Genomic DNA, 24,927 nt, shown 5'->3' on the forward strand with positions numbered 1-24,927 from the left:
GAATCACGGTGCCGGTTTCATTTCCAGGACTTTGATCGCATTGGAATCAACAACGCCACCACCCAGATATTTATCGGTGTGAACCTTGTAGAACCCTGGTTCCGTAATGTTGTCTGGACGGGTACGAACACCAGTGGTGTGATCGACAATGTAATAACCGCGCTTGAAGTCACCCACTGCCAGCGGTGCTTTACCCACGCCGATATCAGGCATGGTTTCAAGGTACTGAACTGGCTGACCCAGCAGCATGTCAGGAGAACCGGCCACCAGGCGATCACGCCAGATGTAATCGCCATTGCTGTTTTTCAGTTTCTGCAGCGCAGCAGCTGTCTGTGAGTTCATCACCCACACGGCGTTTTTGCGGTACTTCGCTTTCAGCTTGAACAGCAGGTCGATCAGTTCATCGGCTGCAATGGTCGCAGCGGCTGTAACCATCTTTTCCAGTTTGCCGAATGCACGAGTCTTATCAGAGGTGGCTTCGCGGGTGTATGCCAGGAAACCTTTGGATTTTTTGGTACCGTCGCCGTTAACAAAATCATCTTCTTCGGTCTCAGCGAAGGTATCGGTGACTTCAGAAGTCAGCCAGCCGAGGATATCCACTTCAGAGAAGTCGAGAATCTCCTGGGTGGTTTTTGGATAGGCGTAAATCGGGTTGAGGACAATCTCAACTTCATTCAGCGTTGGCGTATCAGTGGTAGTACGATCAGTCCCTTCAGTCCCCCGAGCAATCTTTGCACCACCAGCAGAAACCAACTTCTGGTATTTATTGGTTTTGGTGGTCCTTACTGTGGCAATCGAACGCATGACCGAATCATCTTTAAGCTGGCGCATGATTTCGCGATCCAGCTCAGGGATAACGGTATAGCCGCCGTCGGCGTTCGTAGTCGTGGAAAGTGCACGAGTATCGCCAGTGGTGATGTAGTGGCGCAGCTCGTCGTTGGAGATGGTCGCAACTTCAGGTTTTTTACCCTGCAGACTACGTTCATCGTCGGCTACGGCTTCAAGGCGGGCAATTTCTACATCAAGGCTTTCGGCCTGGGCGCGGAGTTCGTCAAACTGCTTGCCCTCTTCGTCGTTCAGGCTGCGCTTTTCAGTTTCGGCTTTATCCAGAAGCGAACGCATCTGGTTTTTGAAGGTGGTCTTTTGCTGGCGAAGTTCGAGTAATTTCTTCATGCTGGTTTCCATCATTGATTAATAATCGGACGGGAAACCAGATCGTTCGAGAAGGGTGGCAGCTTACCCCCGCGTAATAGAGTAAGCTGCCTGTGACGGCTCCCGCCGGAGTGTCACCCTTCAAGATATACATGAAATAAATCAAGTAAACGCCTGTTTTTATAGCAAAACAGTAGTAAAAACAGGAGAACAGGTAATTTACAAAAGATAAGCTACCGCGACATATTGCTACGCTGGCTATTGAGATAATCAATAAGCTCATCCAGTTGGCTCTGGTTGGCAGCAATACGAATCCCATCACCAAAAACGAGGAACCCTGCCGGGTCGAACCATAATAAATTGTCCCCTTCGAGCAGCTCCCGGTAATGCTCAATATGCATTGTTTCGAGCTGATGCGGGTCTACATCCAGTACTTCGTTTTTTCCAATAGACATAAAAATTAGACTCCTATTTTCAGGGGGGGTGTATACAAAGACAATCCATACCTGACGCGGCTTGCAGCCCCAAAAAGGTTAACTTTTTATACAACCTCACTAATTTATGCACTGGTAGTGTATACACCCCATAGCCAGCAATGGCGCGGCTTTGGGAGTAGCACTGTATAGTGCGTAAGGTGTGAGATCATTTCTGCTGATTTATTCATCAGATGTTAACTAGTGACGGTTCTGCGAACTATTCAACTAATGGTCGAATTTGAAATCTGAACGTGTCTACAAGAAGAGGCGAACACTATGCCGGTGAATGCCACTATCGAGACGCAATAAGCTAATCAGGGCGTTTTGCTGTACCACCTGTACCACTAGCCACAAAAACCAGTTGTGGCGCGGCTTCTGGATGGTATAGCACTGCTGGTATAGCTAAATATGACCTGTACCACCTGTACCATTCATAACGGCATTTGGTATAGGTGGTATAGGTCTGGTATAGGTCTAAAAAAAACCTGTACCACTCTTAAGGCCTTGCTGTATGCGGCTTTTAGGCGGTGTGGTACAGGTGGTACAGGTAAAACCCCGCATGTGTTATGTAAATACTCTTTCGCTCTTTTCCCCAAGGACTGCGGCAAAGTTATTCTTCATCACATCGATATCCGGAACTTCGTAAAACTTTCCCTCTCCGCGCCCAGAGCGACCAGAGACCTCAAACCCAAGATGTGACATTACTTTCCCTAGGGCTGAGCGTGCAGCTGCCGGTTTGTAACTCTCTCCGTTTGACTCACACCAGAGCATGAACTTATCCACCAGCTCACTGGCAAAAATACGTTCCTGCCCATTGAAAGGCTTTCCACTCCACAGTTCGCCATAGAGGTATTGGTAAGCTGGTGGAAGGCTCGATAGCTTCTCTTCTATCAACGCAGCGGTCACCGGAGGTCTGCGCGGATCGAACTGACTGAGGTCGATACTGAGCAGGTACGCCAGTAACTTTGCGGCTCCCCCTTCGTTGACCCAATTATGCAGCTTGTCGAAGTACCCTTTGTCCTGTGCGCGGCTTCCATCAGGCTCCAGCACCAAATAGCGTCTCTCACGCAGCCCTGCCCTGATAACGCGGTCATGGTTACTGGCAAATACAAACCGCGCATAGTTAGGCATAGGCTCTGGATCTTTGCCTTTGCGCTCCAGGTTAATGGTTGGCTCGCTGATAAGCGCCTTCAGGCGATCTGCACACCTGGCATCAGTCAGTTCTGCTTCATCAATAAACACGAATAGCTTGTTGGCTATCGTGCCATTAAATCGACCAGCGATCTGACCGGGGCCGTTAACCTGAATCCCATACATGCCAAGAATCTCCAGCAATGGGCGAACCATTGAGCCTTTACCTGTTCCCTCAATGGACTTCATCACCACCGCTACAGACGGTTTCTCATCGGGTTTTTGCACCATATGGGCCAACCAGCCCACCAGATAACGGAATGATTCATCGTCACTTGCGCAAATAACCAGCCTCAGATGGTCCAAATAAGGATTAACATCACCCTCTTCTGGCAGTACAGCCAGGCCGGTGAACAGGTTATAAACTCCATCAGGGCAACGCTCAGGGTTAGGGTAGAACCCAACACCGTTGAGTTTTTTCGCATGCCCAGGCCATTCAAGCCAGGCACCACCAAGACGGCGGCCAGCAACACGGCCAGCATCCAGAAAGTTGTTCCTGAATGAGTTGAGCGTCTGAAAGGCATGCGTCTCCCCTGTCACTGGGTTGGCCTTCATGCTAACGACATGATGATCACCAAAAGCCAGAACGTGCGTGTAGGTTTCATTCAATCCCACCAGTTGATGGCGATCCTCTTCGTTAATCCGGGTGCCATCCCCCAGTTCGTCGATTGATGCAGTAAGCTTGTCTCCTGATAAGAGGGAACTAATAGCCTTTTTATTTGGTGGGAAGATTTTGTGAATACGCCGGGTATCGCACAACCATGCCCCCACCTCTTCTTCTCCAATCTCATCGATCAGCAGTTTACGGCGCGCCGCAATCATGCGTTTAGAATCGGTATCGAGATATCCAGCATCGCATAACGTTTCATACGGTGTTTCAAACACTTCACGCAGACGGAGAACCAATCGTCCGTAGCGCGTTGAAGGGTCCTTGTGCGCCTGCAGGGCTTTATCCAGATCGCTACGTGCATACTGCTTACCATGCGCCCAGAGGTAAGAGCACGTGAACAGCGCGTCAGATAGGCTCTCAACTGGTACCAGTGCTGGTTTCATCAGTGCACCACCTTGTCTGACACGTCTGTCGCCAGTTCTTCATGTAAGTATTCAAGATGACAGCTTTTAACTATCTCCAACCCCAAATCACTCAGGTCGCCATCGTCAGTAAAGCAGGTCAAAAGAATATTGCGCAGGCGAGTTAAACCCTCTTCACGGCCAAATTCCTCAGCGCAGCCGAAGACCATGAATTTGGCCAGCACGTTATAAGTGGCCACTGGCTCCAGAGTGAAACGATAGCGGGCCATATACTTATCGCTCTCCACCAGCAGTGTTGCCGAACCGGTTTCTGCTATTTGGTGGGCAATACAGGCATCTGTCAGCTTGGTGAACAAAGCCCCCAGCACGTCAAAAATACCGGTCATTGTGGGATACCTCCGCTCATCTGGAACTTGCCTAACAACGGATGAAACCAGTATGCCGATCCGTATTTACGCTTGGCGCTACGCAGAACCAGTCGCGCCGCCTCCCTGAATTTCTCGTCAGGTGCGATGAAACCGCCAGACTTCATCTTGACCAGCATTACGCCGGTGTTCTTCGCCAGTTCCTCTGCCTTTTTCGTCGATATGCCGAATTCTGCTGCTAATGTTGCTACTGGTGTCATACCAGGTGGAATCTCCCCGCCCTGGCTGTCGGTGAGTGCATGAATTTGGGATTCAAGCCTAATGACCTTTTCCACCAGCAGATCCATGCGTTTTTCCAGCTCGTTAAACCTCACATTGCTGATCATGATTAACCTCCGGCTTTGTTACGCTTGGTGCGCACGTAGTCAGCAGCTTCCGCACTCTGGCTAAGTGCCAGAGCCATTCGTGGGAGATGTCGCAATACATGGCTGACTAGGATCAGGTCCCGACGGGCATCGTCATCGGCATAGTCTTCGGCGGCTGTAGCATCCAGAGCAAGATTTCCGATCAAAGTCAGAGCGCTGTTAATAGCAAATGCCCCAGCAGCATAAATATCACTAGACTCGACTAAATCCTCATTTGATAGGTCCTTAAAGTCATGGGAGCTCTTAACAAGGTGATGGTAGAGATCACGCATTTTTGCCCCCTTTAGAGCTCTGCTCCAGCATGTTGGCTGCCAGTTCGTCAGATATTCTTCTTGCCAAGCTGATGAGGTTTTCGCGTTCAACAGGATGGACATCACACTCTTCAACCACCATCAGCAAAGTAGCCAATTCGCAGGCGATAGAGTTCGCTTTCTCATTCGACATTTCACGCATGCAGAACCTCCAGCACCGGGACTCGCGCCGCCAGCGAAAGGATGAAATGAGGTGCCAGAATACGGCGAGCTTCACGTTCGGTAGCGGCCTCAACAGACAGGCGGCATGGTTTGGCTTTTATGTCGTGACGATTCAGGGCCAGAAAACGCCATGTAAATTTGGGGTGAGTTTGGGTATGCTGTTGATCAGCCATAACTGTTACTCCTATTAACGGTTTGGTCAGACGCCTCGGTAGTGTTCCCGCACCCCGGGGCGTTGCTTTTTGCGTGTCATGTATGTAATGTGTCATCACACACAAACACAATACATCGGGTGTAATTGACGTGTCAACACACAAAAATGAAAGACGTGGTAACCCACCATTCCAGTTCAGGCTGGACCCTGAACTACGCGAATTAATGGAGACGGCACAGCAGCAAGATGGTGACGAGTCGTTAGCTGCATGGATCAAACGCATAATCCGCAAGGAACTACAGCAGCGTGGCATAGAGCCAAAAACCTGAATGAAATCAGCTGGCGCAAAATTGTGCCGGGTGAAGCTTTGACCACCTTCAATAAGCCTGGTATTCTGGTTCAGCTTTAGTTTTTGGTCGGAACATGGGCAGCTCTGCAAAGCTGCCTTTGTTTTATTTAGCGCCAGCATTCGACACCTCCGGCAATACACCACCCACGATCAGTTTCTTCGTTAACCACTGCTCACCTTTACCGCTCAGCATCGTCGTGAATGACGCTCGGGTTTCTCCGTGGGCATCGTATGTGCTCTGGCGAACGGCAAAATAGCCACGCTCGATATAACGCTGCATTGGTAAGTTATGTCGCTGACCGCCGCTAATCAGTATTTCCTGCTCACGCATCCACTCGAATAGTTTGATGGGACCAAGCCCCACGGCTTTGGCGTAATTCGGTATGGATATGCCTTTTTTAATATCGGCAACGCGATCAGCAAAATCGATTTTGGGGGCCGCATCGGCGAGCTGGTTCTGTAACCGAAGAGTCGTTTCTGCTAAATCAGCGGCATGCCGAAGTGCCTGAGGATAATCAGCAGGCAAAGCGCACTTACTCTCCAACTCACGAAGACGCTTAATTACGCGAATACGCAGAATGGCGCTGTATCCTGTAATTAGGCACTCAGTGTGTTCTCGGTCGAGTAAATATTCAGTCTGCTGGCGGTTCATGCTATCCCGATAGATACGCTGAAATTTCAGCGCATCTTCCCCCAGCTCATCAAGCATGCGCCGGATATCAACGGTAACGTTTTTATGCTCTTTCCCGGTAAGATCGGCAATTTCTCTGCTTGTCATTTTTAGCGAGGGTGTGCCTTGAGTTAACAGATTCATAGGCACCTCATGCAGATTTGCGATTGTAGGGGTTGTTTACGTTCTCAACTGCTGGCGGGTTACGAACCCACCAAAGAACGTCAGAAAGGAGCCATGCGCAGCTGTTACGCCCAAAATGGCAGCGGGTAGGAAACTTACTCTCATTTTCCATGTTCCAGCGAGTGGAACGGGAAAGGCTGGTGATCTCAAAGCATTCCGCTTCGCGGATACGACGATCATATTTAAAACCATAATCCTCAAGGATTTGGCGACGCTGTTCAGCGGTTGGTGGGTTGAAAATAGTAGTTAACATGCTTCCTCCAATTAACGCATTCAGAAGGATGCTTTCCTGTCTGTTCTGGCGTTATTTGGATTTTGCGTTAATTATCTAAAACATATAATTGTCGTAAAAAACGATAAAAAACACATTTGTACCCCATTGATGGAAAAGAATGAAAATGGTGGGTAAAAACACCATTGGGGTAAAACATTGTACTCACTTTGATTTTACCCCAATGCAAACTTCATCTATTATCAATCGGTGATTGTTGAATGCGCGAACGAACTTCCTCTAATGTAATTTCTTCATTCAGCATGACACTACTTATTGCAGCTGTAATATTATAAAGTGGCGAATCAAAATACTTTAAGAAGAATGCAGAAACTTTTCTTACCATGTAAACAGACATTACATCATTTTTTCTTTTAATAATTGAAACTGGCTTATAGTTTGCTGATTCTCTGAATAAATCCTGTAATGCTGATGACATTTCTACGGGAGGAACACCATATCGCGTCCAAAAGCTTGACACCTCATTTTGTTCACTATCCTGATAAAATTGCCCTTTGAGCTCAAAAAATTTGCTTAACTCATTTTTTGCCAGTAATTTTCTTTCTTCTTTAAGTTCAGAAATAAACCTGTCAAAATAACCACTATATCTCATATAGTGAGTGACATTTTTATCAAGAGGTGTATTCGTCAGCTCAAAATATAATTCCTTAGCAAGTTTAGATATTTTTGAAACTTTTAACTCTTTTTCTTTTTGAGTTAAAGAGTCCCAATCGCCAGGACCTTTTGATGCTTCAGACAATTCATTGAAGAATTCTAAAAAGAGCATTGTCTGCGGCGTGAATTTTTTAAAATGGCGTGAAAGTGGAGACCAGACCTTTTCCATTCTTTTGTCATACATCAATTTTTCGAGACACTCTTTCTGAGACAGTCCTTCTCGCCAACTCTTTATGTCTAACTTAAGTCCCTGAGCCTCAAGCTCCTCAGGCGTTTCAGTAGGGGTGGGCGTTTTAGAATCAGATACAAGGCCACTGAAGTAAATTTCGGTAATTAACTGAGGAACGTAATCAGGAATTTTCTTCATCTTTTAACCTTAAATAGGTAAATATTTTCATTTGAAATTAAAGATTCAAGCCGCTCAAACCATTTATTAAGAGCATCCAGTTTTTCTGGCAAATAAAGACTTCGGTTATAGATAGCCATGACCCCAGGCAAAGCATGCCCCAATAAAAGCTCAACAATGTGCGGCGCTATCCCCATGTTGTTTAACCCAGTGGAGAACGTCCGGCGTAAATCATGGAGTGTCCACGGTTCTTTATGATGAAAATCACCAAATAGCCTGCGCCCTTTCAGTGAGACAGCCTGTCGGGTGCGCTCTTCACCCAGCAGTAGCCCTGTTTTCCCTGTTTCACGCTTCAGCTCTTCTAACCATGGCCGTATAGCTTCAGGGATTGACCGTACGATCTTCTCACGTGTTTTGCTGTGCTCTTTGGGTACCGTCCATATCCAGGAGGTGAAGTCCCACTCAGTCCAACGAGAGAGACGGACTTCCATTGTTCGCGCACCGAACAATACAAGCAGCTTAAGCAGCCGTGAATAATATGGCTGCTGATCTTCACTGTATGTGCATCTCCATACATCAGCTAGTTCGCTATCAGATAGCACACGGTCGCGCTGCCCTGATGGCTGGCCAACATCCTGAATAGTGAGAATTGCCAGTGCATCACTAGAAGCGTAGCGACGCACCTTACAGAAACGCAATGCCTGTTTGGATATCTGGAACATGCGTCCAGCGGTCATAGGTTTTGTCTGGTTGATTTCATCAAAACAGGCCACCCAATGGCGGGTTTCACATCGTGTCAGAGGATAGCGGCCGAGGCGTGGATAAATATGCTTACGCAGCTGAGCCCTCACAAGTTCCTCGTCACTGCGTTTTCGCCTGGCGTAATTCACCAGCCAGTATTCGAGGGCGTCTTTTACTGTTACGGGTTTAAGGGTTTCTTCGGTGCTCAGTTCAATCTCGGTTTTTGGATCAAGCCCACCAGCAAGCCATTGACGGCATTGCTCACGCTTCTCTCTGGCGAGCTTTAGCGACATATCCGGATACCGGCCAAGCGTGAGACGTTCAAGCTTACTTCCGCGCCCACCTAGTCGATAAGAAAAAACCCAGCTTAACTGGCCCAGCTTCGACGCTTTCACGCTCAGCCCTTCACCATCTGCAAACATGGCTGGAGCCTCACGTTCGACGCTCTGGAGTGCTTTTAACTTTTTATCACTCAGCTTGTTAGTGCCCGCCATACCTGCTCCGGCCGTTGCGATTGATACACCGATTGATACACCGTTCGTTGTTACAGTCAAAAAATGCACATAAACACACGAACAAAAACAAATGTATCTTATTGATAATAAATATCAAATTAGAAAAAACACGAAACCACGAAAAAGCATAAAAACACGAAGTTTTTTGCTTCAACAGTATGTTTCATATATCTAACCATATGATTTAAAAACAAATCACTTAATGCTTACTTTAAATAAGCCAGCATCTAAGCGCAAGGCACGCAGTATACCAGCAAAAGCATTCATACGCGGCATCTGTTGATAAAGTTCATAATGTGACAATGGTCACGCGTTTTAGCTCCTATAATTAACTGCTATTAAAGAAATAACACATGTGATGGTATTTTTTATGGCAAATAACAACGTACGTTCTCAACGGCTTATCGTGACCCTGAGCGCCGTATTCGCGGCACTTTGTGGACTGTATCTCCTGATTGGCGGAGGTTGGCTCGTCGCCATTGGCGGCTCTTGGTATTACCCGATCGCGGGCCTCGCCATGCTCGGTGTGGCGCTTCTTTTATGGCGCAGTAAACGCTCTGCCCTTTGGCTGTATGCCGCCCTGCTTCTCGCCACCATGCTTTGGGGCGTATGGGAGGTCGGATTTGATTTCTGGGCGCTGACGCCGCGTAGCGACATCCTGGTTTTCTTTGGTATCTGGCTTATCCTGCCTTTCGTCTGGCGTCGCCTTATTATCCCTTCCAGTGGCGCAGTAGCGGGGCTGGTGGTGGCCCTGCTGATTAGCGGCGGTATCCTGACCTGGGCTGGCTTCAACGACCCACAAGAGGTTCACGGAATGTTGAGTGCTGATGCCACCGTGGCCGAGGCTATCTCTCCGGTTGCCGATGAAGACTGGCCTGCTTACGGTCGCAATCAGGAAGGTCAACGCTACTCTCCGTTGAAACAAATCAACGCAGACAACGTTCATCAGTTGAAAGAAGCCTGGGTATTTCGTACCGGGGATTTAAAACAACCCAACGATCCCGGTGAAATCACCAATGAAGTCACGCCCATAAAAGTAGGCGATACCCTTTATCTGTGTACCGCCCACCAGCGACTTTTTGCCCTGGACGCAGCCAGCGGTAAAGAGAAGTGGCATTTCGATCCTCAACTTAATACCAATACCAGCTTCCAGCACGTAACTTGTCGCGGCGTTTCCTATCATGAAGCCAGACCGGATACGGCTTCAGCAGAGGTGATGGCCGACTGTCCGCGCCGTATCCTTTTGCCGGTCAATGATGGACGACTGTTTGCATTGAATGCCGAGACCGGCAAGCCATGTGAAACCTTCGCCAATAAAGGCATTTTGAATCTGCAGACCAATATGCCGGATACCACGCCGGGTCTGTATGAGCCGACATCACCGCCCATCATCACTGATAAAACCATTGTGATTGCCGGATCGGTGACTGATAACTTCTCCACCCGCGAAACCTCCGGCGTTATCCGTGGCTTCGATGTGAATACCGGTAAGCTGCTGTGGGCGTTCGACCCAGGCGCCAAAGATCCTAATTTCATTCCTTCAGATGAACATACCTTCACCTTTAACTCGCCGAACTCCTGGGCGCCTGCGGCCTACGACGCGAAGCTGGATCTGGTATATCTGCCCATGGGTGTCACCACGCCGGATATTTGGGGCGGTAACCGCACACCGGAGCAGGAACGTTATGCCAGCTCCATCCTGGCGTTAAATGCCACTACCGGGAAATTGGCCTGGAGCTATCAGACCGTTCACCACGATCTGTGGGATATGGACTTACCGGCGCAGCCAACTCTGGCGGATATCAACGTCAACGGAGAGAAAGTTCCGGTCATTTACGCCCCGGCAAAAACCGGTAATATCTTTGTGCTCGACCGCCGTAATGGTGAACTGGTGGTGCCAGCCCCGGAAAAACCGGTGCCGCAAGGTGCAGCCAAAGGTGATTATGTCAGCAAAACCCAGCCGTTCTCCGACCTCAGCTTCCGTCCGCATAAAGATCTCAGTGGCGCGGATATGTGGGGCGCAACCATGTTTGACCAGTTGGTGTGCCGCGTAATGTTTCATCAGTTGCGCTATGAGGGCATTTTTACCCCACCTTCAGAGCAGGGCACACTGGTGTTCCCGGGTAATCTCGGCATGTTCGAATGGGGCGGCATCTCTGTTGATCCTAACCGTCAGGTCGCCATTGCCAACCCAATGGCGCTGCCGTTTGTTTCGAAGCTGATCCAACGCGGTCCCGGCAACCCAATGGAACCGCCAAAAGACGCCAAAGGTACAGGCACGGAGTCCGGTATTCAGCCGCAATACGGCGTACCGTTCGGCGTAACGCTTAATCCGTTCCTTTCACCATTTGGCCTACCGTGTAAGCAGCCAGCATGGGGTTATATCTCCGCGGTGGACCTGAAAACCAATCACGTGGTGTGGAAAAAACGTATAGGTACACCGCAGGACAGCATGCCGTTCCCAATGCCGGTTCCGGTGCCGTTCAATATGGGGATGCCGATGCTGGGCGGACCTATCTCAACCGCGGGGAACGTGCTGTTTATCGCCGCGACTGCAGATAACTATCTGCGTGCGTACAACATGAGTAACGGTGAAAAACTGTGGCAGGGCCGTCTGCCGGCCGGTGGTCAGGCAACGCCGATGACCTATGAAGTGAACGGTAAGCAGTATGTGGTGATTTCCGCTGGGGGCCACGGCTCATTTGGTACGAAGATGGGCGATTATATCGTGGCATACGCGTTGCCGGACGACGCGAAGTAAAATGGTTAACGCCCGCGATTCAGCGGGCGTTTTTTTATTCAAACTTCAGTGACAGTAGCGACGCTTTTGCGGCTTCCTGATACTGAGCCACCAGATCTTTGGTCATATTGAAGGAGACCTGCACCGCTTTCTCATTTTGCGAGGTAATCAGCAGCATATTGAGAATTTCAGTATCCGGCGCTTGAGAACGGAAGGTAATCAGCCACGCTTTATGCCCATCAACCGTGACAGGTTCGGCCTGCGGATTGAAGTTGGTCAGCATCTTCAGCGTCGCATCCTTTGCCATATCCAACTGAGCGGCAGGCAATGCGTTGCGCCCGGCGGTAATACCTAAAGACGCTTTACCGCGTTCGTCACCGTAAATCACCTGTGGACGGTTTTCAGAAGGGTATTTGATTTTTGCCATTTCGTCCGGCATCGGCGTGAGCGTCTGAGGAATTTCAAGGCTTAAATTCAGTTTTGAAATCTGTTGGCGTTCCATCTTCATCGCAGCTTGTGCCGAAACCGCCAGAAGCATAATAAAAGATGCCGTCAGTACTTTACGCAAAAGGGTCATGCATACCTCGTGATAAGTGATTAACCTCATCAGTATATGCATGCTTCTACTGGACGATAGGGTAATAATCCGTTTTTGGAATAAACATTTAGCGGATAGCGCCACCGCTATCCGCCGCTGTTTATACGGTGAAGCCGAGCATCATCCCGGTATCTTCATGCTCTAACAGATGGCAATGCGCCATATAGGCATGCTCTTTTGGCGCGTCGTGGTCAAACTTCACTAACACCTCGCTCACGCCGCCTTCTACCCGCACAGTGTCCTTCCATCCCGCGCGGTGTGCGGCAGGTGCTTTGCCATTCTCAGACAGAATACGGAACTGCGTGCCGTGAATGTGGAACGGATGCAGCATCATGTCGCCCTGGCCGGAAATCACCCAGCGTTCGTGCTGACCTTTCGCCGCGGCAAACATCGGTTTATTCATATCAAATGCCTGGCCATTAATCCGGTTGGCATTATGGAAGTCGAATGATCCATGCTTCATGTTGCCCATGTCGCCATGCTGCATATTCCCCATCTTACCGTGGTTCATATTGCCATGATTCATATTGCCGTGGCCCATATTGTCATTATTCATATGGCCCATCATCTTCCCATGATCCATACCCGCCATGGCCTGACCGCCGTATTTCTTCATCAGCATTTGCATGCCCATCATATCGAGCATCGGATCCATCGACAGCTGCAGCTTGCGCACCGTCAGCCCTTCCAGTGACGGCAGCGATGGCATGGATGTCAGCGAATCTGGCAGCGTGCCGGAAGCGGTAATCAGCAACGGTTGAACGCGCATCACCGGGTGCGGCTTATCGAATGGCGCAATCGCCATCCCCATCTGGCTGACTGGCAGAGTGACCAGATCAAAAGCTTTGCCGTCGCTCACATCCACCAGCACTTCAAAGCGCTCGCCCATCAGCATAGGAAGCTCGGTCACTTTTACCGGTTCCGCCAACAGTCCGCCGTCGCTGGCAATGACGTACAAAGGACGATTGTCGCTGGCCGCAATGTTCAGTGAGCGTGCGTTACAACCATTCAACAGGCGTAGACGCAACCAGCCACGTGGTGCGGCATGCTGAGGATAAATCGCCCCGTTGGTCAGCAGCGTATCGCCAAACCAGCCGACGGCGGCGGTCATGATGTCCAGTTTATAATCAACCTGCCCATCAGCAGAGAACTGTTTGTCTTGAATGATCACCGGCACATCATCAATGCCCCACTGCTTAGGCAGCAGCAGCTTGCGAATCTCTTCATCTTCAATCAGCACCAGTCCGGCCAGTCCCATCGCTACCTGACGACCGGTCTTTCCATGCTGATGCGGGTGGAACCAGCAGGTTGCCGCCCACTGATCCGGCGTGAAGGTCACCGAACGTTTCCCGCCCGCCGGGATAATGCCTTGCGGTCCACCGTCGACTTCACCGGGGATTTCCAGGCCGTGCCAGTGCAACGTCGTCTCTTCGGCAAGCTGGTTATGGATATCCACGGTCACCGACTGCCCTTTGTTCAGCTTGACCGCAGGTCCGAGTAAATTGCCGTTATATCCCCATGTGGTAGCAGTTTTACCTGCAAAGCTCGACTGCCCGGCTTGTGCAATCAACTGAATGCGATTAGAAGCATCGGCGGTTAACAGGTCTGGAATGGGTAATGCGGGACGGTCTGCGGCGAATACGCTACGGCTCCACAGAGGTAATGCTGACGCGACGCCCAGCGCCACGGAGTACTTTAAAAAGTCACGACGTTGCATAATCACTTCCTTATATTCAGCAGCTTAAGCAGGCTATCTTTTAAGCATAAGCCTTCCCCTTACGGGAAGGTCAAGTAAACGGCTAATAATAAAGGTCGTCGCTTCGCTCGCAGTGTGCTAACGTTTAAATTCCGTGATGCAGTGGTAGAAGCAATGAAGACGTTTTTCAGAACAGTTTTGTTCGGCACCCTGATGGCCGTATGCGCAAATAGCTACGCGCTCAGCGAGTCCGAAGCCGAAGATATGGCCGATTTAACGGCAGTTTTTGTTTTTCTGAAAAATGACTGTGGATACCAGAATTTGCCAAATGGGCAGATCCGTCGCGCACTGGTCTTTTTTGCCCAGCAAAACCAGTGGGACCTGAGCAATTACGACACCTTCAACATGAAGGCACTGGGTGAGGACAGCTATCGCGATCTCAGCGGTATCGGCATCCCAACAGCAAAGAAATGCAAAGCGCTGGCGCGTGACTCTCTGAGCCTGCTGGCCTACGTTAAATAATCTCCGGCGCAATCAGGGTTGAGATTGCCGTTACTCTGGCTGTACCAGCGTCAGGGCAACGGATTGCGCTTTTAATTCAGTCTGCGCGTTTGGCGGTAGATTCACATCGGTAACAACATCGGTAAAGCAACTAAGCGGCGCGACGTTAAATAACGAATGTGCGCCGTACTTACTGCTATCCGCCAGCAATACCTTCCGTTGGGCATTCGCAATAATTTCCTGCTTTAATCCCGCTTTGTCTTCCGTTGGCGTGGTTACACCCTTTTCCATACTCCAGGTGTTACAGCTCATAAAAGCAATATCAGGATAGACGCTGCGCAACATTTTCCGGCCAAACTCACCAATACAGGACTGGCTGCTGTCATCGATGCGTCCACCGACGATCGTCACCTCTATCTGACGGAATTCTGACAAAAACAGGGCAATATGCAGATCAACGGTAATCACTCGCAGCGGCAAATGCGTCAGACATTTTGCCAGCTCCAGCATTGTGGTACCGGCATCAAGCACCACGGCATCACCCGCACGCACCATTGAGGCGGCAAAACGCGCAATCGCCCGTTTCTCAGCAGGCGATCGCAGTTGCTTTTCGTTTGTGGTTGGCTGCGCAGCTTCAAAGCGTCGTAACGCAACACCGCCGTGGCTGCGGCTGATCACACCCTGTTCATCCAGCTTGATGAGATCGCGCCTGATCGTTGCTGGAGAGGCGTCAACCGCGTCAACCAACTGTTCCACGGTAACCAGCGTATGATTTTTCAAATACGCCACAATCTTATCCAGACGGTGTTGCCCTTTCATAACAGTAAATTACGCCAGTTGCATTGCCAGTTTGATCGATACGGCCATGCTCTCAGATTTTGCTTTTCCCGTCCAGGCGATATCAAATGCCGTACCGTGATCGGCAGAGGTACGAATAAACGGTAAACCTGCTGTGATATTTACACCATCATAGAAACCCAGCAATTTCAGCGGGATATGCCCCTGATCGTGGTACATCGCCACCACCATGTCATACTGACCTTCATAAGCCTGTAAAAACACGGTATCCGGCGGGCACGGACCGTAAACATCCATCCCCTTCGCTCTCATATTCTCAATCGCGGGTCCGACAATACGAATTTCCTCATCGCCAAACAGGCCATTCTCTCCGGCATGTGGATTCACCCCCGCAACGGCAATACGCGGGTGTGCAAAGCCTACGCGCTTCAGGAAGGTATCTGCGATACCAATCACCGTTTCGACACGTTGCCCATTGAGCGTATCAAGGAATTTGCGCAGTGCGATATGCGTCGAAACATGGATAACTTTCAGCTTATCGGTGTACAGCACCATCGCATAGTCGCGGCTTTCGGTTAGCGTTGCCAGCAGTTCGGTATGTCCAGGATAATTGTGTCCGCCGAGATGCAGCGCTTCTTTGTTCAACGGCGCGGTCGCGATGGCATGTACATCCCCCTTCATCGCCAGTTCAGTCGCCCGCTTCACACAGCGATAGGCCAGATCGCCCGCCTGCGCCTGCACTGTACCAGGGACCAGTTCGTCAGGTTTCGCCAGCGGTTCATCAATCACATGAATCGTATCTGGCGTGAATCTGGCATCGGCGACCTGTTCAATAGCGCGAAATGTTACTCCGTCAGCCAGCCCCTGAGCCTGTAACCGCTGCAGCGTTTTTAGGCACCCAACCACCACCAGCGGTGCACCATTAAGTTCATCTTCGCGTAGCGCTTTAACAATAATTTCCGGACCAATCCCCGCCGGGTCTCCCATCGTAATCGCAATTGTTTTAGTTACCACGGTACATCTCCTCAATAAAATACAGCGCATCGCAAAGGGTCGTATCAGAACCGAATCCACCCGCTTTGGTAATAACCGGCAAGTCGTCAATCTCGCTATTCACAAACGTTCCGCACGGAATACAGGGGGCGACCTCACTGTGGATGCGATACCCTTCAGCACCCAACGCACTGGCGACCGCCGTGGCAATATCGCCTCCGGTCAGGAACAATCCGCCGATACGTGCTTGTTCAATAATGCGCAGCGTTATCTCCCCTAGACGCTGACTCAGCAGTTCTCCCAACTGCTGGCGACTCATCCCCACGTTGAAACACAGCGTGTCGATCATGTCCCGGTCTTCTGCACATCGACTGGTGCGTAAGATCGTGTGCTGCTGCTGGCTCAGTTGCGCGCAAGCCTGTTCAATAACAGAGTCCATTTCCGGTGCAAATGACGATGCAACCAACCGCGCGGCATCGATATCAACGACTTTTGCCCGACCCTGACACACTGCTTTTTCCACCTGACGTCGCGTTGCCTCACTCATTGAGCCAGCCACAACCAACACCGGTAATTCCTGCTTTTCTTGCATAAACGTTGCGGCCGGTAGCGCATTGGCCAGCCCTGCCGCCCCTACGAGCAGCGGCATCTGTTTTTGCTCACAAACCGCCTGCGCAATGAGCGCGAGATCTCGCTCTTCCACGGCATCCACCACCACCATACATTCGCCGGCTTTTGCAAAAGCACTCAGCAGCGCACTCAAACTTCCCCGACGCACATCCACCAGCGACACCTCATGTACAGGGACATCGCTTTGCAGTGCGACCAGTTCAGCAATACGCGAAGAGTGAATAGGCGTTTTTGGATCGCTGGCGAATTCCGTTTCCAGCAGCGGCACACCATGGACCAGGCACAAGCCATCCTGCGTAGTGCGCCCGGCAGCAGGAATTGCCGCCGCAATCACGGCCAGCGTCCGACCGGCTGTACGCATGGCTGCAGTGACTTCAGCCCCCACATTGCCACGAAATGTCGAGTCTATTTTTTTGTATACCAGCGGTGTTGCTTCGCCCTCACACCATGGCGCTAACGCTTGTTGTACAGCCGCGGCGGCCTGCGTTGCCAGCATCGCCCGGCTTTCCGTATTGATGACCAGAACATCGGCGCGGCGCGACGGTTTCTGCGCTGGGGTCAGCATTACTTCGGTACGCGCCCCTTTTTTCGCCAGCTGTACGCCGGTATCGTTAGAGCCCGTAAAGTCATCGGCGATAACGATCATTTTCATGCTTTCTTCTCCTGCACGGCCTGACGAGACTGCCTTTTCGCGACCCACGACGTAAGAATTGGCGTCAGAATTGCGGTTGTAATGACTGACGCAGCGATCAGCGGCGCTGCCGCAGCGGCAACCTCTGCCAGCGAGGGATCGGCCTGTGCTATAGCCAGTGGCGTCGCGACGGCGTTCCCCGCCGTACTGGATGCCGCAGCACCAGCAATACCACTCCCGCCTACCAGACGATCGGCTCGAATGTTAAAGAAACCGCCCACAAAGGTGGTCAGTACGCCCAGCAGAATGCCCGCCAGACCGCCTTGCAGCAGCATTTCCAGGTTAATACCGGCTCCAAGTGCAAATGCAAAGAAAGGAATGAGCAGTGGACCGCCTTTGGTCAGGAAGTCACGCATATTGGCATCGAGGTTACCGAGGATCATGCCAACCACCAGCGGAACAAGAACCGCCACCAGCGCCATGATAGGAATATTTGCCATACCCGCCGCGCCCAGCGCGATCATGGTAAAGAAAGGCCCGTCATTCAGAGACAAAATGGAGATCGCACCGACATCACGTTCATTGCCAAACTCGCCAACCAGCGCCGCGTAAAGCCCGCCATTGGAGTTACTCATTGCCGCAATAATGGCAACACCGCTTAAGCCAAAGATGCCCTCCGCGCCAAACAGGTGTTCAACCCCGAGACCAATTGCAATCGCGACCAGTAACTTGGTCAGCGTAATCGTGCCGCCTTGTAGCAAAGCTTGCGGCGCCGCCTTTACGCTAATTCCCGCCCCCATACAGAGCAGGAACGCGCCAATCAAGGGAGCCGCGCCATTTTTAAATAAAGCCGTGGTGAATCCACCGATCTGCAACGCCTGCGGGGCAAAAGTGTTGATAATGGCACCGATAACCAACGGCACAACCATCATGCCGCCGGGTACGCGTTCTATTGCCTTCTTGATGTTCATGGTCTTCCCGCCTGTTGTTATGTTGTGATTAAATAAAATCACAACGATTATATTCAATCAAAATCAGATCACAAACGCGGTAGATCACAGTTTTTGAATGATTAATAAAAATCAAATAATCATTCGGACGAAAAAAAAGCCGGGTTTGTCTCACCCGGCTTCATTGATATCTGAAATATCTCAGGATTGATGCACAAATTCGCGGTATGCCGCCACAACCTGAAGAAAGTCCTCTACACCACAGAGCGAAAAACTTTCTTCGTCGTAGTAGCTCATCCCCTCTTCCATCTCATCGCCAGAGAACTCCAGCTGATTAGCGCGAACCATCACTTCTTCGCCATCCAGCCAGAGCGTGTATTCATGCCCTGCTCGCTGCCAGGAGCGCTCACTGCCCTTAACCGCACGCGCTGCCTGTTCCACTTCATCAAGTAAGGCCAGGTTTTCTTTCACTTCCTCATTAAACCAGTGCCCCACCACCTCGTGGCCCATGGACATACGCACTTTTACCACCCCGGTAATATCGCGCAGAAATTCGTAATCCATAATGTCTTCCTCTACTCCCGGCAATGCGCCAATACCGCATTGCGCCTTGCTGTAATTATCGCAGCAGCGCGGCAGAAAAAAAGCGTAGTGGGTATAAGGAATAGAAATAAAAATGCCCGGAGAAGCAGACTTCTCCGGGCATTGATGCGTTTTTACACAAAATGCTTTAGGGCATTACACCGCGGTCTGGAAAATCACACCATCGGCTTTCTCGGTGTACTGAGACAGCTGGTCGAAGTTCAGATAACGGTAAGTATCTACGGCCGTTTTATCTACCTGCGCCACATAGGTCTGGTACTCTTCCGCCGTCGGCAGTTTGCCGATCAGCGCCGCAACCGCCGCCAGCTCCGCAGAAGCCAGGTAGACGTTCGCTCCGGTACCTAAACGGTTCGGGAAGTTACGGGTAGAGGTCGACACCACCGTTGCGCCGTCGGCTACACGCGCCTGGTTCCCCATGCACAGAGAGCAGCCTGGAATTTCGATACGCGCACCGCTCTTACCGAACACGCTGTAATAACCTTCTTCGGTCAGCTGTGCCGCATCCATACGGGTTGGCGGAGCCACCCACAGACGCGTTGGCAGTTGGCCTTTGTGCGCATCCAGCAGCTTACCAGCGGCACGGAAGTGGCCGATGTTAGTCATGCAGGAGCCGATGAACACTTCGTCGATCTTCTCGCCCTGTACGTCAGACAGCAGACGCGCATCGTCCGGATCGTTCGGTGCACACAGGATTGGCTCTTTGATATCCGCCAGATCGATGTCGATCACTGCCGCGTATTCTGCGTCAGCGTCGGCTTCCAGCAACTGCGGATCCGCCAGCCATTTTTCCATGCCCTGCACACGACGTTCCAGCGTACGGCGATCGCCGTAACCTTCTGCGATCATCCACTTCAGCAGAACGATGTTAGAGCTCAGATACTCAACGATCGGCTCTTTGTTCAGCTTGATGGTACAACCGGCAGCAGAACGTTCAGCGGAGGCGTCGGTCAATTCGAACGCCTGCTCTACTTTGAGATCCGGCAGACCTTCGATTTCAAGAATGCGGCCAGAGAAGATGTTCTTCTTACCTTTCTTCTCAACGGTCAGCAGACCCTGTTTGATCGCGTACAGCGGGATGGCGTGTACCAGATCGCGCAGGGTGATACCCGGCTGCATTTTGCCTTTGAAACGCACCAGAACGGATTCCGGCATATCCAGCGGCATCACGCCGGTCGCAGCAGCAAACGCCACCAGACCAGAACCTGCCGGGAAGGAAATCCCGATAGGGAAACGGGTATGGGAGTCACCACCGGTACCTACGGTATCCGGCAGCAGCATGCGGTTCAGCCAGGAGTGAATAACGCCGTCGCCCGGACGCAGCGACACACCGCCGCGGTTCATGATGAAGTCTGGCAGCGTGTGATGCGTGTTCACGTCAACCGGCTTCGGATACGCCGCAGTGTGGCAGAAGGACTGCATCACCAGGTCAGACGAGAAGCCCAAGCACGCCAGGTCTTTCAGTTCGTCACGGGTCATAGGGCCAGTAGTATCCTGAGAACCGACGGAGGTCATCTTCGGTTCGCAGTACGCGCCCGGACGGATACCTTTTACGCCGCAGGCGCGGCCAACCATTTTCTGTGCCAGGGAGAAGCCACGGCTGCTTTCCGCCACGTCTTTCGCCTGACGGAATACGTCGCTGTGCGGCAGGCCCAGCGCTTCGCGCGCCTTGGTGGTCAGGCCACGACCGATGATCAGCGGGATACGGCCACCGGCGCGTACTTCGTCGATCAGGACTTCGGTTTTCAGCTCAAAGCTTGCCAGCAGCTCGCCGGTTTCGTGGTTGCGTACTTCGCCTTTGAACGGGTAAACGTCAATCACGTCGCCCATGTTCATGTTCGACACGTCCACTTCAATCGGCAGTGCGCCCGCATCTTCCATGGTGTTGAAGAAGATAGGTGCAATTTTGCCGCCGAGGCACAGGCCGCCGCCGCGCTTGTTCGGCACATGAGGAATGTCGTCACCCATGAACCACAGCACGGAGTTGGTTGCGGATTTACGCGAAGAACCGGTACCGACAACATCACCCACATAAGCCAGCGGGTAACCTTTTTTCTGCAATTCTTCGATCTGTTTGATCGGGCCAACCACACCCGGCTGATCCGGTTCGATACCTTCACGGGCGTTTTTCAGCATCGCCAGAGCGTGCAGAGGGATATCCGGGCGAGACCATGCATCCGGTGCCGGAGAAAGGTCATCGGTGTTGGTTTCCCCCGTCACTTTAAAGACAGTAACGGTGATTTTTTCAGCCAGAGCTGGACGGTTCAGGAACCATTCGGCATCAGCCCAGGATTGCATTACCTGCTTCGCATATTCGTTGCCCGCTTTGGCTTTTTCTTCTACATCGTAGAAGTTATCGAACATCAGCAGCGTTGAAGAGAGCGCTTTGGCGGCAATCGGCGCCAGTTTTGCATCGTCCAGCGCGTCGATCAGCGGATGAATGTTGTAGCCACCCTGCATGGTGCCCAGCAGTTCAATGGCTTTTTCTGGGGTAACCAGCGGGGAGGTGGTGTCGCCTTTTGCGACAGCGGCGAGAAAACCAGCTTTAACATAAGCGGCTTCATCTACGCCAGGAGGAACGCGGTTGATCAACAGGTCTAACAGGAATTCTTCTTCGCCCACAGGCGGGGTCTTCAGCAGCTCGACAAGTGCAGCCATTTGGGTTGCGTCTAAAGGTTTTGGCACAATCCCCTGGGCAGCACGCTCAGCTACGTGCTTACGGTATTCTTCTAGCACGACGATATCTCCTCGCTCTCATTGTCATAATGCGGCGCTTTTGTAGATGGGCGATTCTCTTCACGCTCCTGTGAGACAGTAGTTAGTAGGGTAAATGCCCGGTACCGCATAAGGCACAATAACAGGATTTTCATTAAGTGTTAATCCGTTTACAAAAAAGCAACATAAAAAATTGGCTGAATCGTTAAGAATGGTATAGCGACAAGGCGAGGCGAAATTAAGTCAGCTTAAAACCACCCATAAACGGTTAATTTTCAAGCGCGATCGGCTGAATATTCCAGCGATTTTTCCGCCATCACATATAATTGTGTAATAAATACTCACACTCTTTTTTCGGACCTACCTGGTGAATCAACCATAAAAGTCAAAACTGTCTAACACGGGTGAATAATACTCGCGGCAACAGGAACGCCTCACGGCACAGCGCTCGTCTCGTTGGAGTCATTTTATGAAGTTGCCCCTTAAGCCACATCTGCTTGTCCTTTTGTGCAGTGCCGGGCTGTTTGCCGCCTCTGGCGTGATGTTTGTTAAAAGTCGCACAACGGAGCCTGCTGCTCCGGCCCCCGTTGCGCAGCAACCGTCAACACCGGCCCCAGCTCCCGTAGCGGCCCCCGCCCCGGTAGAGCAAACTGCACCCGCCGTGGCACCAACCTACTCAGCAGCACAAATCGATCAGTGGGTTGCACCTATCGCGCTCTATCCAGACTCGCTGCTGTCGCAAATTTTGATGGCCTCAACCTATCCGGCTAACGTCATCCAGGCCGCACAGTGGTCAAAAGACAATCCCAAAATGCAGGGCGATGCCGCCATTCAGGCCGTTGCCAGCCAGCCCTGGGATCCCAGCGTGAAATCGCTGGTCGCTTTTCCTCAGTTGATGTCACTGATGGGTGAAAATCCGCCGTGGGTACAAAGCCTGGGCGATGCTTTCCTCGCACAGCCGAAGGACGTCATGGATTCCGTTCAACGTCTGCGTGTACTGGCGCAACAAACCGGCGCGCTGCAATCAACACCGCAACAGACCGTCACCACCGTGACCAAAGCGGCACCGGCGAAAACAGCCACCAGCACATCGACGACCAGCACTACCACCACGACAAGCCCTACGGTCATCAAGATTGAATCCGCCGATCCGCAGGTGGTGTACGTTCCAACCTATAACCCGAACACGGTTTACGGTACCTGGCCGAATACCGCCTATCCGCCAACCTATCTGCCACCAACGCCCGGTGAGCAATTTGGTAACAGCTTCGTCAATGGTTTAGGCTTCAGCCTTGGTGTCGCCACAACCTATGCCATCTTCAGCAACATCGACTGGGATGACGACGACGACCACCATCATAATGATGACTGGGATAACCATGGCGGCTATAACCGCAACGGTGATAACAACATCAACATTAACGTTGATAACTTCAATAAAATCAGTGGTCAGCGCCTGACAGATGCCAACCGTACCTGGCAGCATAACCCGGCCTACCGTGAGGGTGTGCCTTACCCAAATAGCCAGCTCAATAACCGCTTCCACTCCACTAACACGGCAACCGGATTAAGTTCGACCCAGCAAAGACCGGTCAACCGTGATAACCAGCGCCAGGCCGCGATGAGCCAAATGGAAAAATCGACGGGGAAAACATTCCCGCAGACGGCACGCTCGGGCACGAAAGACGCCCAGCGTCAGGCATCGAATCAACAGCTGAAACAAATTTCCCAACGTAATAACTACCGCGGTTACGATACCAAACCGCAAACCGCGAAGCGGACGAGCACTCAGCAGCGGGAGAATCGCCAGGCAGTCGCCCAGCGACAGGAGAAACGGGTCACGCAACCGGCACAACAGCGCAATCTTCAACAGCGAACCAGCCAGCCACGCGCCAATGCGCTGAGCGGTAACGACAGTCGCTCCGCCAACTGGCAGGCACAGCAACAACGAGGTGTCCAGAGCCGCCAGGTCGCCCGTAATCAGCCATCGCGCCAGCCTTCTGGCGGGCGTGCTGAACACCGTGAATTCCGTCATCGTTAAGGGAACCGACATGAAAAATAAACTACTCAGTGGAATGGTGTTGTTCATGGTTTCGGCCACCGGGATGGCACAACAATCCTTCAGCACACCAGACCAGGCAACAGATGCGCTGGCAAACGCTATCAGTGAGCAAAATGAAAGTGCAATGAGCAACCTGCTCGGGGAAAACTGGCGTGATTTTCTGCCGCCAGAAGGCGTCGATCCTGATGCGGTTGATCGCTTCCTGCGTGACTGGAAGGTACGCCATAGCACTGTCATCGACGGCAATACGGCGCATCTTGTGGTTGGAGACAGCGACTGGCAACTGCCAATCCCGGTCGTCAAAAACGCTTCAGGCTGGCAATTTGATATCAAGGAAGCGGCCGAAGAGATCCTGACCCGTGAGATTGGACGCAACGAACTTGCTGCCATTGAGGCGTTGCACGCCTATGTGGATGCCCAGCAGAGCTATTTTGCGATGAACCAGAAATACGCGCAAAAGATTGTCAGTTCTGAAGGGAAAAAGGATGGTCTGTACTGGCCTGTTTCGCCGGGCGAAGCGCCAAGCCCGCTTGGCCCAGCCTTCAGTCCACAGGAGCCGGGCATGGGCTATCACGGCTATCACTTCCGGATCCTTCCCGATAAAACCAGCGGTTTTGCCATGGTAGCCTGGCCCGTTAGCTACGATCACACCGGCGTGATGAGTTTTATGATTAACGGTGAAGACAAAGTCTACCAGGCCGATCTCGGTGTTGAATCACAGCAGAAAGCACAAGCGTTAACCACATTCCATCCGGATAAAAACTGGCAACCTGTAGCGCCCTGATACCGAGTCGGAAGGTTAGTAGGCCGGGTAAGGCATAGCCGCCCCCCGGCAACCCCAACAAATTAAATGCAGCAACTTTATCCGTTGTCACTTTAGCTTTGCTGCACATAGAGATTTGCAGGTCAGTAACCATGGTGTAGTTCACCTCTTCCACCATCGCATCCGCAGCCATGCCGATCAGCCCACACGCTCACGTCAGCGTGGATTTGTC

At 51.5% G+C, this 24,927-nt stretch carries 25 protein-coding genes and 1 pseudogene; 5 read left to right on the forward strand and 21 right to left on the reverse strand.

Annotated features, from left to right (window positions below; genetic code table 11):
* Positions 1 to 3: 3 nt before the first annotated feature.
* The 8 genes from ACHHZ7_RS06490 to ACHHZ7_RS06525 form a co-directional block, all read right to left on the reverse strand.
* A complete protein-coding gene (locus ACHHZ7_RS06490) occupies positions 4 to 1,173 on the reverse strand; it encodes a phage major capsid protein (protein WP_395148809.1) in 1,170 nt (389 codons plus the stop codon).
* Between the two features lie 212 nt (positions 1,174 to 1,385).
* Positions 1,386 to 1,607, reverse strand: coding sequence for a hypothetical protein (locus ACHHZ7_RS06495; protein ID WP_191212513.1), 222 nt, complete (start codon positions 1,605 to 1,607; stop codon positions 1,386 to 1,388).
* 585 nt (positions 1,608 to 2,192) lie between these two features.
* Positions 2,193 to 3,872, reverse strand: coding sequence for a primase-helicase family protein (locus ACHHZ7_RS06500; RefSeq protein ID WP_395148811.1), 1,680 nt, complete (start codon positions 3,870 to 3,872; stop codon positions 2,193 to 2,195).
* Complete coding sequence (locus ACHHZ7_RS06505; RefSeq protein ID WP_395148813.1) at positions 3,872 to 4,237, reverse strand: hypothetical protein; 366 nt, start codon at positions 4,235 to 4,237, stop codon at positions 3,872 to 3,874. The genes ACHHZ7_RS06500 and ACHHZ7_RS06505 overlap by 1 nt, the downstream gene beginning before the upstream one ends.
* Entirely contained in the window at positions 4,234 to 4,602 is a 369-nt protein-coding gene (locus tag ACHHZ7_RS06510; protein ID WP_395148815.1) for a hypothetical protein, read from the reverse strand. Before ACHHZ7_RS06510 ends, ACHHZ7_RS06505 begins: the two co-directional genes overlap by 4 nt.
* Before the next feature lie 2 nt (positions 4,603 to 4,604).
* Entirely contained in the window at positions 4,605 to 4,913 is a 309-nt protein-coding gene (locus ACHHZ7_RS06515; protein ID WP_395148817.1) for a hypothetical protein, read from the reverse strand.
* Positions 4,906 to 5,094 carry a hypothetical protein gene (locus ACHHZ7_RS06520; RefSeq protein WP_395148819.1) on the reverse strand — a complete coding sequence of 63 codons (189 nt, stop codon included), beginning with the start codon at positions 5,092 to 5,094 and terminating at the stop codon, positions 4,906 to 4,908. Before ACHHZ7_RS06520 ends, ACHHZ7_RS06515 begins: the two co-directional genes overlap by 8 nt.
* On the reverse strand, positions 5,087 to 5,287 hold the full coding sequence (locus tag ACHHZ7_RS06525) for a host cell division inhibitor Icd-like protein (protein WP_191212519.1): 201 nt from the start codon (positions 5,285 to 5,287) through the stop codon (positions 5,087 to 5,089). The genes ACHHZ7_RS06520 and ACHHZ7_RS06525 overlap by 8 nt, the downstream gene beginning before the upstream one ends.
* A gap of 130 nt (positions 5,288 to 5,417) precedes the next feature.
* On the opposite strand from ACHHZ7_RS06525, the gene ACHHZ7_RS06530 reads away from it, so the two are divergent.
* The gene (locus tag ACHHZ7_RS06530; protein WP_191212520.1) at positions 5,418 to 5,597 is read left to right on the forward strand and encodes a hypothetical protein; all 180 of its coding nucleotides are present in this window, start codon (positions 5,418 to 5,420) and stop codon (positions 5,595 to 5,597) included.
* A 123-nt stretch (positions 5,598 to 5,720) separates the two neighbouring features.
* Here ACHHZ7_RS06530 and ACHHZ7_RS06535 read toward each other — a convergent pair whose 3' ends face one another.
* The 4 genes from ACHHZ7_RS06535 to ACHHZ7_RS06550 form a co-directional block, all read right to left on the reverse strand.
* A complete protein-coding gene (locus ACHHZ7_RS06535) occupies positions 5,721 to 6,395 on the reverse strand; it encodes a phage antirepressor KilAC domain-containing protein (protein WP_395148821.1) in 675 nt (224 codons plus the stop codon).
* Between the two features lie 43 nt (positions 6,396 to 6,438).
* Positions 6,439 to 6,723 (reverse strand): AlpA family transcriptional regulator, encoded by a 285-nt coding sequence (locus tag ACHHZ7_RS06540; RefSeq protein ID WP_126287080.1) that lies wholly within the window; start codon positions 6,721 to 6,723, stop codon positions 6,439 to 6,441.
* Between the two features lie 211 nt (positions 6,724 to 6,934).
* On the reverse strand, positions 6,935 to 7,783 hold the full coding sequence (locus ACHHZ7_RS06545) for a hypothetical protein (RefSeq protein ID WP_395148823.1): 849 nt from the start codon (positions 7,781 to 7,783) through the stop codon (positions 6,935 to 6,937).
* Positions 7,780 to 8,997, reverse strand: a complete 1,218-nt coding sequence (locus ACHHZ7_RS06550) for a tyrosine-type recombinase/integrase (protein ID WP_395148825.1) — start codon at positions 8,995 to 8,997, stop codon at positions 7,780 to 7,782. Before ACHHZ7_RS06550 ends, ACHHZ7_RS06545 begins: the two co-directional genes overlap by 4 nt.
* A gap of 391 nt (positions 8,998 to 9,388) precedes the next feature.
* On the opposite strand from ACHHZ7_RS06550, the gene ACHHZ7_RS06555 reads away from it, so the two are divergent.
* A complete protein-coding gene (locus ACHHZ7_RS06555; RefSeq protein ID WP_060683754.1) occupies positions 9,389 to 11,779 on the forward strand; it encodes a glucose/quinate/shikimate family membrane-bound PQQ-dependent dehydrogenase in 2,391 nt (796 codons plus the stop codon).
* 34 nt (positions 11,780 to 11,813) lie between these two features.
* Here ACHHZ7_RS06555 and ACHHZ7_RS06560 read toward each other — a convergent pair whose 3' ends face one another.
* On the reverse strand, positions 11,814 to 12,335 hold the full coding sequence (locus tag ACHHZ7_RS06560; RefSeq protein WP_032942383.1) for a hypothetical protein: 522 nt from the start codon (positions 12,333 to 12,335) through the stop codon (positions 11,814 to 11,816).
* A gap of 121 nt (positions 12,336 to 12,456) precedes the next feature.
* Positions 12,457 to 14,073, reverse strand: a complete 1,617-nt coding sequence (gene cueO, locus ACHHZ7_RS06565; protein ID WP_060682741.1) for a multicopper oxidase CueO — start codon at positions 14,071 to 14,073, stop codon at positions 12,457 to 12,459.
* Positions 14,074 to 14,226: 153 nt separating this feature from the next.
* On the opposite strand from cueO, the gene ACHHZ7_RS06570 reads away from it, so the two are divergent.
* Entirely contained in the window at positions 14,227 to 14,574 is a 348-nt protein-coding gene (locus ACHHZ7_RS06570; RefSeq protein ID WP_032941691.1) for a YacC family pilotin-like protein, read from the forward strand.
* A gap of 30 nt (positions 14,575 to 14,604) precedes the next feature.
* Here the strand turns inward: ACHHZ7_RS06570 and ACHHZ7_RS06575 are convergent, their stop codons facing one another.
* The 6 genes from ACHHZ7_RS06575 to acnB form a co-directional block, all read right to left on the reverse strand.
* Complete coding sequence (locus ACHHZ7_RS06575; protein WP_008786221.1) at positions 14,605 to 15,372, reverse strand: DeoR/GlpR family DNA-binding transcription regulator; 768 nt, start codon at positions 15,370 to 15,372, stop codon at positions 14,605 to 14,607.
* Positions 15,373 to 15,381: 9 nt separating this feature from the next.
* Positions 15,382 to 16,365 (reverse strand): D-threonate 4-phosphate dehydrogenase, encoded by a 984-nt coding sequence (locus tag ACHHZ7_RS06580; protein ID WP_081003606.1) that lies wholly within the window; start codon positions 16,363 to 16,365, stop codon positions 15,382 to 15,384.
* Positions 16,355 to 17,626, reverse strand: a complete 1,272-nt coding sequence (locus tag ACHHZ7_RS06585) for a D-threonate kinase (protein WP_060682743.1) — start codon at positions 17,624 to 17,626, stop codon at positions 16,355 to 16,357. Before ACHHZ7_RS06585 ends, ACHHZ7_RS06580 begins: the two co-directional genes overlap by 11 nt.
* Complete coding sequence (locus tag ACHHZ7_RS06590) at positions 17,623 to 18,576, reverse strand: 2-keto-3-deoxygluconate permease 1 (protein ID WP_008786218.1); 954 nt, start codon at positions 18,574 to 18,576, stop codon at positions 17,623 to 17,625. Before ACHHZ7_RS06590 ends, ACHHZ7_RS06585 begins: the two co-directional genes overlap by 4 nt.
* Positions 18,577 to 18,756: 180 nt before the next feature.
* A complete protein-coding gene (yacL, locus tag ACHHZ7_RS06595; RefSeq protein ID WP_020996227.1) occupies positions 18,757 to 19,119 on the reverse strand; it encodes a protein YacL in 363 nt (120 codons plus the stop codon).
* A gap of 174 nt (positions 19,120 to 19,293) precedes the next feature.
* A complete protein-coding gene (gene acnB / locus ACHHZ7_RS06600; protein ID WP_008786215.1) occupies positions 19,294 to 21,891 on the reverse strand; it encodes a bifunctional aconitate hydratase 2/2-methylisocitrate dehydratase in 2,598 nt (865 codons plus the stop codon).
* 448 nt (positions 21,892 to 22,339) lie between these two features.
* On the opposite strand from acnB, the gene ACHHZ7_RS06605 reads away from it, so the two are divergent.
* Both ACHHZ7_RS06605 and ACHHZ7_RS06610 read left to right on the forward strand, forming a co-directional pair.
* Positions 22,340 to 23,911 (forward strand): DUF3300 domain-containing protein, encoded by a 1,572-nt coding sequence (locus ACHHZ7_RS06605; RefSeq protein WP_060682744.1) that lies wholly within the window; start codon positions 22,340 to 22,342, stop codon positions 23,909 to 23,911.
* A gap of 10 nt (positions 23,912 to 23,921) precedes the next feature.
* Positions 23,922 to 24,716, forward strand: a complete 795-nt coding sequence (locus tag ACHHZ7_RS06610; RefSeq protein ID WP_060682745.1) for a DUF2950 family protein — start codon at positions 23,922 to 23,924, stop codon at positions 24,714 to 24,716.
* Positions 24,717 to 24,783: 67 nt separating this feature from the next.
* On the opposite strand, the pseudogene traT reads toward ACHHZ7_RS06610, so the two are convergent.
* Positions 24,784 to 24,906, reverse strand: a pseudogene (gene traT / locus ACHHZ7_RS06615) (complement resistance protein TraT); the annotation flags it as partial.
* Positions 24,907 to 24,927: the final 21 nt, after the last annotated feature.

Origin of the sequence: Citrobacter freundii complex sp. 2024EL-00216 (assembly GCF_043945515.1) — a bacterium.
Classification (GTDB): domain Bacteria; phylum Pseudomonadota; class Gammaproteobacteria; order Enterobacterales; family Enterobacteriaceae; genus Citrobacter; species Citrobacter portucalensis.

Bases quoted from the DNA above. Each gene is read 5' to 3' on its own strand.
- ACHHZ7_RS06495 (WP_191212513.1), bottom strand. From the start codon at position 1,607: ATGTCTATTGGAAAAAACGAAGTACTGGATGTAGACCCGCATCAGCTC.
- ACHHZ7_RS06505 (WP_395148813.1), bottom strand. From the start codon at position 4,237: ATGACCGGTATTTTTGACGTGCTGGGGGCTTTGTTCACCAAGCTGACA.
- cueO (WP_060682741.1), bottom strand. From the start codon at position 14,073: ATGCAACGTCGTGACTTTTTAAAGTACTCCGTGGCGCTGGGCGTCGCG.
- ACHHZ7_RS06575 (WP_008786221.1), bottom strand. From the start codon at position 15,372: ATGAAAGGGCAACACCGTCTGGATAAGATTGTGGCGTATTTGAAAAAT.
- ACHHZ7_RS06590 (WP_008786218.1), bottom strand. From the start codon at position 18,576: ATGAACATCAAGAAGGCAATAGAACGCGTACCCGGCGGCATGATGGTT.
- ACHHZ7_RS06510 (WP_395148815.1), bottom strand. From the start codon at position 4,602: ATGATCAGCAATGTGAGGTTTAACGAGCTGGAAAAACGCATGGATCTG.
- ACHHZ7_RS06570 (WP_032941691.1), top strand. From the start codon at position 14,227: ATGAAGACGTTTTTCAGAACAGTTTTGTTCGGCACCCTGATGGCCGTA.
- ACHHZ7_RS06555 (WP_060683754.1), top strand. From the start codon at position 9,389: ATGGCAAATAACAACGTACGTTCTCAACGGCTTATCGTGACCCTGAGC.
- ACHHZ7_RS06560 (WP_032942383.1), bottom strand. From the start codon at position 12,335: ATGACCCTTTTGCGTAAAGTACTGACGGCATCTTTTATTATGCTTCTG.
- ACHHZ7_RS06490 (WP_395148809.1), bottom strand. From the start codon at position 1,173: ATGAAGAAATTACTCGAACTTCGCCAGCAAAAGACCACCTTCAAAAAC.
- ACHHZ7_RS06550 (WP_395148825.1), bottom strand. From the start codon at position 8,997: ATGGCGGGCACTAACAAGCTGAGTGATAAAAAGTTAAAAGCACTCCAG.
- ACHHZ7_RS06540 (WP_126287080.1), bottom strand. From the start codon at position 6,723: ATGTTAACTACTATTTTCAACCCACCAACCGCTGAACAGCGTCGCCAA.
- ACHHZ7_RS06535 (WP_395148821.1), bottom strand. From the start codon at position 6,395: ATGACAAGCAGAGAAATTGCCGATCTTACCGGGAAAGAGCATAAAAAC.
- ACHHZ7_RS06545 (WP_395148823.1), bottom strand. From the start codon at position 7,783: ATGAAGAAAATTCCTGATTACGTTCCTCAGTTAATTACCGAAATTTAC.
- ACHHZ7_RS06525 (WP_191212519.1), bottom strand. From the start codon at position 5,287: ATGGCTGATCAACAGCATACCCAAACTCACCCCAAATTTACATGGCGT.
- ACHHZ7_RS06585 (WP_060682743.1), bottom strand. From the start codon at position 17,626: ATGAAAATGATCGTTATCGCCGATGACTTTACGGGCTCTAACGATACC.
- ACHHZ7_RS06500 (WP_395148811.1), bottom strand. From the start codon at position 3,872: ATGAAACCAGCACTGGTACCAGTTGAGAGCCTATCTGACGCGCTGTTC.
- ACHHZ7_RS06605 (WP_060682744.1), top strand. From the start codon at position 22,340: ATGAAGTTGCCCCTTAAGCCACATCTGCTTGTCCTTTTGTGCAGTGCC.
- ACHHZ7_RS06520 (WP_395148819.1), bottom strand. From the start codon at position 5,094: ATGCGTGAAATGTCGAATGAGAAAGCGAACTCTATCGCCTGCGAATTG.
- ACHHZ7_RS06515 (WP_395148817.1), bottom strand. From the start codon at position 4,913: ATGCGTGATCTCTACCATCACCTTGTTAAGAGCTCCCATGACTTTAAG.
- yacL (WP_020996227.1), bottom strand. From the start codon at position 19,119: ATGGATTACGAATTTCTGCGCGATATTACCGGGGTGGTAAAAGTGCGT.
- ACHHZ7_RS06610 (WP_060682745.1), top strand. From the start codon at position 23,922: ATGAAAAATAAACTACTCAGTGGAATGGTGTTGTTCATGGTTTCGGCC.